Annotated in this window: 8 protein-coding genes; 4 read left to right on the top strand and 4 right to left on the bottom strand. The window is 68.4% G+C overall.

All coding sequences use genetic code 11. From position 1 onward, the window contains the following. The coding region (locus tag A3764_RS04955) for an aminotransferase class I/II-fold pyridoxal phosphate-dependent enzyme (RefSeq protein ID WP_150122072.1) at positions 1 to 395 on the top strand (395 nt) is incomplete at its 5' end. A gap of 75 nt (positions 396 to 470) precedes the next feature. Continuing rightward, positions 471 to 653, top strand: a complete 183-nt coding sequence (locus A3764_RS04950; protein WP_067919250.1) for a hypothetical protein — start codon at positions 471 to 473, stop codon at positions 651 to 653. Here A3764_RS04950 and A3764_RS04945 read toward each other — a convergent pair. Then, entirely contained in the window at positions 650 to 1,861 is a 1,212-nt protein-coding gene (locus A3764_RS04945) for a pyridoxal-phosphate-dependent aminotransferase family protein (RefSeq protein WP_067919248.1), read from the bottom strand. The two genes, A3764_RS04950 and A3764_RS04945, sit on opposite strands and share 4 nt — an antisense overlap. Positions 1,862 to 2,004: 143 nt before the next feature. Between A3764_RS04945 and A3764_RS04940 the strand changes: the two genes are divergently transcribed. Further along, positions 2,005 to 3,810, top strand: coding sequence for an ABC transporter ATP-binding protein (locus A3764_RS04940; protein ID WP_067919246.1), 1,806 nt, complete (start codon positions 2,005 to 2,007; stop codon positions 3,808 to 3,810). Here the strand turns inward: A3764_RS04940 and A3764_RS04935 are convergent. Further along, complete coding sequence (locus A3764_RS04935) at positions 3,789 to 4,481, bottom strand: TIGR04283 family arsenosugar biosynthesis glycosyltransferase (RefSeq protein WP_067919244.1); 693 nt, start codon at positions 4,479 to 4,481, stop codon at positions 3,789 to 3,791. The two genes, A3764_RS04940 and A3764_RS04935, sit on opposite strands and share 22 nt — an antisense overlap. Before the next feature lie 64 nt (positions 4,482 to 4,545). Between A3764_RS04935 and ygfZ the strand changes: the two genes are divergently transcribed. Further along, on the top strand, positions 4,546 to 5,283 hold the full coding sequence (gene ygfZ, locus A3764_RS04930) for a CAF17-like 4Fe-4S cluster assembly/insertion protein YgfZ (RefSeq protein WP_067919242.1): 738 nt from the start codon (positions 4,546 to 4,548) through the stop codon (positions 5,281 to 5,283). A gap of 9 nt (positions 5,284 to 5,292) precedes the next feature. Here the strand turns inward: ygfZ and A3764_RS04925 are convergent, their stop codons facing one another. Both A3764_RS04925 and A3764_RS04920 read right to left on the bottom strand, forming a co-directional pair. Next, positions 5,293 to 6,213 (bottom strand): GTP-binding protein, encoded by a 921-nt coding sequence (locus A3764_RS04925; protein WP_067951270.1) that lies wholly within the window; start codon positions 6,211 to 6,213, stop codon positions 5,293 to 5,295. Further along, positions 6,210 to 7,835: an amidohydrolase gene (locus tag A3764_RS04920; RefSeq protein WP_067923597.1), complete on the bottom strand. Its 1,626-nt coding sequence runs from the start codon at positions 7,833 to 7,835 to the stop codon at positions 6,210 to 6,212. The genes A3764_RS04925 and A3764_RS04920 overlap by 4 nt, the downstream gene beginning before the upstream one ends. Between the last annotated feature and the right edge of the window lie 65 nt (positions 7,836 to 7,900).

The raw sequence follows: 7,900 nt of genomic DNA, 5'->3' as shown, positions 1-7,900 counted from the left end.
CGGCTTTCGACAAGGTGCGCAATCATTTCGGCATGAACCGTGCGGCGCAGGCGGGGGCGCTGGCCGCGCTCAACGATACCGCCTGGCTGGCAGAGACCCGCACCCGGATCGAGGCGGCGCGAAGCCGTATCGCGCGGATCGCCGCCGACAACGGGCTCACGGCCCTGCCGTCTGCCGCGAATTTCGTCGCCATTGACTGTGGCGGGGATGCGGCCCGGGCCAAGACGGTGCTGGAGGGACTGATCCGGCGCGGGGTCTTCGTGCGGATGCCCTTTGCCGCCCCGCAGAACCGCTGCATCCGCGTCAGCTGCGGCACGCCCGCGCAGCTCGATGCCTTTGCCGCCGCCCTGCCGGAGGCGCTGCGCGAGGCGGCGGATGGGGCCGCGGCGGGCTGATAACCTGCCGCGCAAGGGGGCTGACTTGCGGCAAAGCTGCGCTATCATAGCCGGCATCAGACCGGAGCTTCCGCCATGCGCGACACCTCGAACCGCCCTGCCGCCCCCGATTTCACCGCCGCCTGTATCGTGATGTTCGGCATCAACCTGTCGTGGTTTCTGGTGCTGATCTGGGCGCTCTGGGGGATCGCGGCGGTGGCGCTGACGGGCTGGGCCGTCAACGCGCTGATCGGCCGGATCGAGGCGCGGCGCGCCTAGTCCGCTCCGCCGATCACCCGCGCCGCCGCGTCGAGCGCGCCCTGCCCGTGATCGATGGCGAGCGCGTTCAGCCCCGCTTCGATACCGCCCAGCATGCCCATGATCATATGCCCGTTCACATGGCCCATATGGCCCAGCCGGAAGAACCCGTGCCATGCCGGGTCACCCGGGGCCGCCATGCCGAGCCCGATGCCCAGCGTCAGGCCGAGATTTTCCTGCACCCAGTCGCGCAGGCGAGTGGCGTTGGGCGGCTCAAGCCGCAGGGCCGTCACCGCGTGGCTGCGGTGCTCACGCGCGGAAAGGTTCATGCCGAAGCTGCCGGCGGTGGACCATGCCTCGCAGGCGGCCCAGACGGCGCGCGCCAGCCGGGCGTGGCGCTGCCAGACCGCCTCGATCCCCTCTTCATGGATCATGTCGAGCGCGCAGCGCAGCCCGAAGAGATGCTGGGTCGGCGCCGTGCCGCCGTGGTACTGGTAGAATTCCTCCGGCTCCGCGCGGGGCTGCCAATCCCAGTAGCGGCTGACGCGCTCCATGCCGTCGCGGACCTTTGCGGCGCGGTCGTTGAAGAAGACGAAGCTCACCCCCGGCGGGACCATCAGCCCCTTCTGGCAGGCCGTCACCATGATATCGACGCCCCAATCGTCCATCTCGAACCGGTCACAGCCCAGCGAGGCAATGCAATCGGCCATCAGCAGCGCCGGATGGTCCGCCGCGTCCAGTGCCGCGCGCAGGCCCGCGATGTCGTTGCGGACGGAGGTCGAGGTATCCACATGCACCGCCAGCACCGCCTTGATCCGATGGGCGCTGTCGGCTGTCAGCCGCTCGGCGATGCGGTCGATGTCCATCGGTGCGGCACGCCCGAAATCCATCACCTCCACCTCCGCGCCCAACCCGCTGGCCATTTCGCCCCAGCCGATGCCGAAACGCCCGGTGGCCAGTACCAGCACCGCGTCGCCGGGCCGGATCACGTTTGCAAGGGCGGCTTCCCACGCGGCATGTCCGTTGCCTGTATACATCGCGACATGGTGCCGGGTCCGGGCGACGCGGCGCAGATCGTCCATCATGCCGGGCATCATCTCCGTCAGGGGACCGGCGTAGATATTGGGCGCGGCCCGGTGCATCGCCGCAAGGACCGCGTCCGGTATGACCGACGGCCCCGGAATCGCGAGATAAGAGCGCCCCTGCGCCAGAACGGGTGCTTTCGCCATGGTCAGACCTGTATGAATTTGCATCTGTTTCGCGCCACCTTACCGCGTCGCAACGGCGCGTCAACGCAGCCCGTGTGGCTTGCCCTGCGCGGGCCCGATGCGTAGAGGTGGAACCGCCCGCCCCTCGGAGGACACCGGCCAAGATGGACTACAAGAACTACACATCCTCCGAATTGCTGCGTTGGCTCTGGCGGGACTATCTGCGCCAGCACATGAAGCTGCTGGGCGTGGCCGTGATCTTCATGATCATCGAAGGGTCGACCCTGGGCGCGCTCGCACGGTTGATGGAGCCGATGTTCGACCGCGTCTTTGTGGCCGGGCAGGAAAGCGCGCTGTGGTGGGTGGGCCTGCTGCTGCTGGGCATCTTCGTGGTCCGCGCGGTGGCGGGGGTGGCGCAGAAGGTGCTGCTCACACGGATCGCCCAGCGCTCCGCCGCCGATATGCGCATCGATCTGCTGGACCGGATGATGCTGCAGGACGGCGCCTTTCACCAGTCGCATCCCCCGGGCTTTTTGATCCAGCGGGTGCAGTCGGACGTGAACGCGGTGGCGGATGTCTGGCGCGCGGTCATTACTGGCGCGGGGCGCGATTTCATCGGGCTGATCGTCCTTCTGGGCGTGGCCATCGCGATTGACCCCATCTGGGCGCTGCTGGCCTGCATCGGCATCCCGGTGATGGTCCTGCCTGCCGCGATCGCGCAGCGTTTCGTGCGCGCCCGCTCGCGCGAGGCGCGCGATCTGGGCGCCTCGCTGTCCACGCGGCTGGACGAGGTTTTCCACGGGGTCGTGCAGGTCAAGCTGAACGCGCTGGAGGATTACCAGTCGCGCCAGTACCGTGACCTCACCCGGCAGTTCATCCGCACCGAGGTGCGCAGCGCCTTCGGCAACTCCGCGATACCGGGCATGATCGACATCATGTCGGGCGTGGGTTTCATGGCCGTGATCCTCTACGGCGGGTCCGAAATCATCTCCGGCGACAAGACCATCGGCGAGTTCATGACCTTCTTCACCGCCATGGGCTTCACCTTCAACCCGCTGCGGCGGCTGGGTGGCATCAGCGGGCTGTGGCAGGTCGCCGCCGCCGCGCTGGAGCGGATCAAGGCGCTGATGGATGCGCCGGTGCGGCTGTCCTCGCCCGCCGATCCGCGCCCCGCCCCCAGCGGCACGCCGGACGTTGTGCTGGACGGGGTGAGCCTTTCCTACGGGGAATCTAAAGTGCTCGATGACATATCGCTCACCGCCGCCGCCGGACAGACCACGGCGCTGGTGGGGGCGTCGGGCGCGGGTAAATCGACGATCTTCAACCTGCTCACCCGGCTGATCGACCCGGATGAGGGACAGGTGCGCATCGGCGGCGTCGCCACGACCGAGATGACCATTCCGGACCTGCGCGGTCTGTTTTCGGTGGTGACGCAAGAGGCGCTGCTGTTCGACGAAACCCTGCGCGAGAATATCGTGCTGGGCCGGGAAGACGTCGATCCGGAGGTGCTCGATCAGGTGCTGAAGGACGCCCATGTCGCCGACTTCCTGCCGCAGCTCGAACAGGGGCTGGACACCCGCGTCGGACCGCGCGGCTCGGCGCTCTCGGGCGGGCAGCGCCAGCGGGTTGTCATCGCCCGCGCGCTTCTGCGCAACACGCCGGTGCTGCTCTTGGACGAAGCCACAAGCGCGCTCGACGCCCATTCAGAACAGGTGGTGCAGGACGCGCTGGAGCGGCTGGCAGAGGGGCGTACCACATTGGTGATCGCGCACCGGCTGTCCACCGTCCGCGATGCCGACCGCATCATCGTGATGGATCGGGGCCGGGTGGTGGACGAAGGCACCCATGACGCGCTGCTGGAAAAAGGCGGGCTTTATGCCGATCTTTACCGGCTGCAGTTCAAGGACGGCAATGGCCCGGGGACAGAGACCGCTCCGGAACCCGACGGTCAGTCCCGCTCCCCCGCCTGACGGCGATAGGCGCGCGCCAGCGCATGGGGATCGGCCCCGGCGAAGTAGCGCGCCAGCAGCATCAGGTTGCGCCCGCCCCGCCGCAGCCAGCCCTGCCGCCGGTAACGGTCCGCGCTGGTCATGGCGATGGCATCGAGCATCACCACGGGCGTATCGAGCGCGCGTACCAGCGCCACATCCTCCATCAGCGGCTGGTCCGGATAGCCCCTCGCCCGATCATAGAGCGCACGCGGCAGCAGCAGCCCCTGATCGCCGTAGGGCAACCCGCGCCGGCTGCGCCAGTTGGCCCATGCGGCCACCCGCCGCGCTGCCCCGTCCGCCGCATCGAAGCGCAGGTGAAAGGCAGCGGGCGCGCCGCTGGGCAGATGCGCCTCCACCCGGCGGCTCCAGCCCGACAGCAGCACCGTGTCGGCATGCAGCACCAGCAACCAGTCGCCGCTGGCCGCCGCACAGCCCCGCCGCAACTGCCCCCCGCGCGACGGCGGCCCGGTCACGACTTCCCCGCCCCAGGCCTGCGCGATGGCGCAGGTGGCGTCCGACGACCCCCCGTCGGTCACGATCAACTCACGCACCAAGCCCGCCTCCAGCCCTTCGACCAACGCGCCAAGACACCGGCCAAGGGCGGCTTCGGCATTGAGGGTGGGGATCACGACGGAGAGGGGCGCGCGCATACTGCCTCTTTCTGCTGGCGGTTCGATGGCTATATGTCATGTGAACGGAATGAAGGACATAGTCATGAACGACAGACGCATTCTGCGCATCTCGGGGGCGGATGCCCATGAATTCCTGCAAGGCATCGTCACGAATGACGTGCGCAAACTGGCCGAGGGGCCGGTCTATGCCGCGCTGCTGACGCCGCAGGGCAAGTATATCGCGGATTTCTTCCTCTGCGCCGATGGCGATGGCATCCTGCTCGATGTGGCGGAGGAACAGGCCGATACGGCGCTCGCCCGGCTCAACATGTACAAGCTGCGCGCCGATGTGACGATCGAGACGACCGGCCTGCATCTGCATCGCGGCATCGGCACGCCGCCCGAAGACGGCTATGCCGATCCGCGCAGCCCTGAAATGGGCTGGCGCGCCTACCGCGACACGCCCCAGACGGGCGACGATACCGATTGGACCGCCCGCCGGGTCGCGGCCATGGTGCCGGAGGCCGGGGTGGACCTCGGCCCCGATAACTTCATCCTCGAGATGGGGTTCGAACGTCTGGGCGGCGTGGATTTCCGCAAGGGCTGCTACGTGGGGCAGGAAGTGACCGCCCGGATGAAGCATAAGACCGCCCTGCGCAAAGGGCTGGCGCGCGTCTCGGTTCAGGGCCCCGCCGATCCGGGGACGGAGATCACCGCCAACGGCAAGCCCGCGGGCCAGTTGCTGACCCGGGCCGGGGACAGGGCCCTGGCCTACCTGCGGTTCGACCGCGCCGAGGGCCCGATGCAGGCGGGCGAGGCCGAGGTGACGCGCGAAGACTGACCGCCGCCTTCACCCTTTGTAAAATACTCCCCCCGGAGGGGCCGCGCCCCGCCACCAATCGTCCAGTTCCGCTTGCCCCAGCGTATCGGCCAGCGCGATCCCCACGAGCCGCGTCCGCGCCCCCGCCTCCGGTGATGTCGCGCGTTTGACGCTGGCGCTCGGCCCCACGCAATGGACTTCCCAGGCCGAACCGTCTTCGCGCCCCACGAACCCCTTGAGCCGCAGCAGCGCCGCGGGCCGTGCGGCGAGCCGCGCGCGCAGGGGGGCCAGTTCCATGGTCTCGCCGTTCTGCACCTGCCACGCCATGTACCGCGCATGACCGCCCAGCCCGCCCCTGACGGGCATGTCCGCCGGGCGTTGCCCCAGCACAAGGGGCGCCAGCGCCGCGACCTCCGCCAGCACCGCCACGGGGGCGGCGCTCTCAGCCGCCAGACTGCGCGCAAGGTCATCGGGCAGCACATCGCTCTTGGAGATCAGCAGGATATCCGCCGCCGCGACCTGCGCGCGCACCTGCGCCCCGATCCGGGCATCACCCGCTTGCACCGCGTAATGCGCCGCATCCACCACGGTGACGACCCCGCCATAGACCAGTTCCGGCTCTGTCTCCGCCACCTGTGCGATGCGCGCGGGGTCGGAAATGCCCGACGCCTCTATCACCAGATGATCCGGACGCTCCGCCCTGTCCAGCACGTCGCCCACGGCCTGAAACAGGTCCGCGCCCATGGTGCAGCAGACACAGCCATTGGCAAAGGTCAGCGTATCCTCCTCGCGGGAGGTCAGCAGCGCCGCGTCGATGTCGATTGCGCCGAAATCGTTCACCATGATCATCACCCGCAGCCCGTGATCCTCGGCCAGCAGCCGGTTGATCAACGTGGTCTTCCCGGCCCCGAGATAGCCGGAGATCACCGTGAGCGGCAGCCGCCCGCTCACAGCAGCTGGACCTGCCCGCCGAACACCGTGCCAAGGACGGGCACGTCCTTCAGCGCCATGGTGTCCACTTCCACCGGGTTCTGCCCCAGCGCCACGAAATCGGCGCGCTTGCCGACGGAGATACTGCCGATCTCGCCATCCAGCTTCAGCGTATAGGCGGCCCCCATCGTGATCGCGAAAAGCGCCTCCTCCACCCCGATGCACTGCGCTTCACCCAGCACCTCGCCCGACATGGTCCGCCTGTTGACGGCACACCACGCGGTGAATAGCGGCCCCATGGGCGTGACCGGCGCATCGGAATGGATGGCGATGGGCACGCCCGCGTCCAGCGCCGTGCGCACGGCGTCCATCCGTTCTGCCCGGTTGCGCCCGATGGTCAGCGCCACATGCTGATCGCCGAAATAATAGATGTGGTTGGCAAAGATGTTGCAGCACAATCCCAGTTCGGCCGCCCGGCGGTAGAGGTCCCGGTCCATCATCTGGCAGTGCTGCAACACATGCCGGTGACCCTGCCACGGATGGGCGCGCAACGCCGCCTCCATCGCGTCGAGCGTGACCTCGGCGGCCTCGTCCCCGTTTACATGGACATGCATCTGCACGCCCGTCCGGTGCAACTCCATGACCAGCGCGTGGATTTGCTCCGGCGCGGTGTTCCAGATGCCATTGGGCTGCCCACCCACATAGCCCGGCGAGCGGACGCGCGCCGTCCAGCCCTGAATGGCCCCGTCCGTCATCAGCTTGACCGCACCGAGGCGCAGCCTGTCGGTGGACCGCAGACCGATGCGCCGGGCGCGCTCCGCCACGGTGGTGGGCGCCTCCAGCGCGCCGAGCGCGGGAACGATCCGCAGGCCAAAGCCCGCCTCCCCGGTCACGCGCAGCATCACCTCCAGATCGGCGTCCTCCATCTGGGAAAACAGGTCCGTCACCGTCGTCACCCCCGCACGGCGGGCGACCTGCGCATAGGCACGGATGGCGCCCTCCTCCTGGCTGAGGCCGCGAAAGTCGATGCCGAGCCGCCGCATGATGGGGAACATCGCGGCCATCTCCTGCAACTCGCCGGTGGGCTTGCCGCTGTCATCCTTGATGACGCCCTCGGCATTGGTCGTCTCGTCATAGCCCACAAGGTCGAGCGCCGCCGAGTTCACGCACATCAGGTGGAAGTTGGAATAGATGATCGCGATGGGCCGCTCCGCGTCGATCAGGTCGAGATGCCTGCGCGACAGCCGCTCTTCGTCGAGGAAGATGGGATCGAACCCCCAGCCCACCAGCGGCTCCTCCGGGGCCAGCCCCCCGGCGTAGTCGCGCAATCCGCCGATCACCGCGTCAAGGTCCGTAAGCCCGGGCCAGAGCGTGCCGTCGGGATCGATCCGGTCGTGATAGCCCGCATAGGCATAGCGCCACATGGCCCCGGCCATCAAATGCGCATGACCTTCGACAAAACCGGGCATCAGCACCGCATGGGCAAGGCTGTCGTCATGGGTCACCGGCCCCCATGCGTCCGCGCAATCCGCGCCGCCCACGGCGAGGATCTCGCCATCGCGCACCGCCACATGGCTGGCGCGGGGGCGGTTGGGGTCCATGGTCAATATCTCGCGGGCGGCAAAGACGGTGATCGGGGCCATGGTTCCTCCTCGGGGTATCGGGTGACGCAGGGGCAGACTGGCCCCTTCCCGCCGGAGTGTCGAGG

Origin of the sequence: Sulfitobacter sp. HI0129, from assembly GCF_001635395.1 — a bacterium.
In the GTDB taxonomy this organism is placed as follows: domain Bacteria; phylum Pseudomonadota; class Alphaproteobacteria; order Rhodobacterales; family Rhodobacteraceae; genus Sulfitobacter.
Note: the sequence above shows the minus strand (reverse complement) of the source record. Positions and strands in the feature narration are given on the sequence as shown.

Bases quoted from the DNA above. Each gene is read 5' to 3' on its own strand.
- A3764_RS04950 (WP_067919250.1), top strand. From the start codon at position 471: ATGCGCGACACCTCGAACCGCCCTGCCGCCCCCGATTTCACCGCCGCC.
- A3764_RS04945 (WP_067919248.1), bottom strand. From the start codon at position 1,861: ATGGCGAAAGCACCCGTTCTGGCGCAGGGGCGCTCTTATCTCGCGATT.
- A3764_RS04940 (WP_067919246.1), top strand. From the start codon at position 2,005: ATGGACTACAAGAACTACACATCCTCCGAATTGCTGCGTTGGCTCTGG.
- A3764_RS04935 (WP_067919244.1), bottom strand. From the start codon at position 4,481: ATGCGCGCGCCCCTCTCCGTCGTGATCCCCACCCTCAATGCCGAAGCC.
- ygfZ (WP_067919242.1), top strand. From the start codon at position 4,546: ATGAACGACAGACGCATTCTGCGCATCTCGGGGGCGGATGCCCATGAA.
- A3764_RS04920 (WP_067923597.1), bottom strand. From the start codon at position 7,835: ATGGCCCCGATCACCGTCTTTGCCGCCCGCGAGATATTGACCATGGAC.